Below are 1,252 nucleotides of genomic sequence, written 5' to 3'. Positions count from 1 at the left end.
GGAACTTGATCCGCTTTAATTGACACTGGTTTCTCCGTTTTCACAGATTTCGTATGTGGCTGGTGGCAAGTATCGCAGCGACGAGTGCAACCGGCGCTCGTTGTAGAAGCGAATGTAGCTGCTCAGCGTGCCGCGCAGCTGCTGTTCGGTTTCGAAGATCTTGCCATAGAGTTGCTCGCACTTCATCGAATGGAAGAACGATTCCATATGCGCGTTGTCGTTCATCTTGCCTGGACGATTCATGCTTTGAACCATCCCAAACCGCTGCAATTGGCTTCTGAACTCGAAGTTGGCGAACTCAATGCCACGGTCGCTGTGGAACACAACGCCAGGCCTAACGTTCCGGCTTGCCGCTGATCGACACAGCGCACGCGTGGTCAACGCCGCGTCTCGCCTGGCGCCCAGGCTCCAGCCGACGATCTTGCGGGAGTGCTTGTCCATGACGGCCGCCATGTAGCGCCATTGACCAGCGACTTTGAGGTAGGTCACGTCACCGACCCACACCTGGTCGTGCCGCTGGGTAGCGGCTGATTCACTGCGGTAGGGCACGCCGGCGTAGAACGCACGCTGCAATACTTTGGAGTGGCGGTACAGCCGCGCGCTGCGGCCTTGCAGCCCAGCCTGTCGCATGAGCCGGGCGACCCGTCGTTTGCCCACGGTCAGGCCTTCCAGGCGCAATTGGCCTGCAACGCGCGGGCTGCCGTAGAAACCGCGGCTGTCTGCATGAATCTGGCGTACACGCTCTGTCAGCTGCTGGTCAAGCTGCTGCCTCTGGCTGGGCTGGCGCTTGCACCAGGCGTAGAAGCCCGCTCGCGTCACGTGGTGCAGCTCGCACATCATCTGGACCGGGTAGGTTTGCCGGTTTGCCTCGATGAAGGCAAAGACTTCATCTTTCGTTCGGAGGCAAACCGGATAGCTTTTTTTAGCAGATCGTGCTCCATCTGCAGCCGCTTGAATTGCTTTTCCAACTCTCGAAGCCGCTGCAGCTCGGAAGCTTCTTGCGTCGGCAAAGGTGCAATATCGCCGGCAAGATCGCCATCGCGTACTTGCTTGCGCCATTTCGATAGCATGAACGGATGAATGCACAGTGACTCCGCAACATCCTTTATCAGCACTCCAGGCTGGCCGCTTAACTGCACGGCCTCGAGTTTGAATTCAAGGCTGTACTGCTTGATCTTCGCTGGTCCGATTCTTCTTGCCATAGACTCTCTCTCCGTTAGGTAAGAGTGTCAACCAAAGTGAGGCAAGCTCC

2 protein-coding genes are annotated in these 1,252 nt (G+C 57.6%); both read right to left on the bottom strand.

The window, feature by feature from the left end:
• Window positions 1-15 precede the first annotated feature (15 nt).
• Window positions 16-873 carry an IS3 family transposase gene (locus B0B52_RS13150; RefSeq protein ID WP_254425705.1) on the bottom strand — a complete coding sequence of 286 codons (858 nt, stop codon included), beginning with the start codon at window positions 871-873 and terminating at the stop codon, window positions 16-18.
• The gene (locus B0B52_RS13145) at window positions 837-1,202 is read right to left on the bottom strand and encodes a transposase (protein ID WP_139351931.1); all 366 of its coding nucleotides are present in this window, start codon (window positions 1,200-1,202) and stop codon (window positions 837-839) included. Before B0B52_RS13145 ends, B0B52_RS13150 begins: the two co-directional genes overlap by 37 nt.
• Window positions 1,203-1,252 lie beyond the last annotated feature (50 nt).

Origin of the sequence: Polaromonas sp. A23 (genome assembly GCF_002001015.1) — a bacterium.
Taxonomy (GTDB): Bacteria; Pseudomonadota; Gammaproteobacteria; order Burkholderiales; family Burkholderiaceae_C; genus Polaromonas.
The sequence above is the reverse complement of the archived record's forward strand: the minus strand, read 5'-3'. Positions and strand labels throughout refer to the sequence as shown.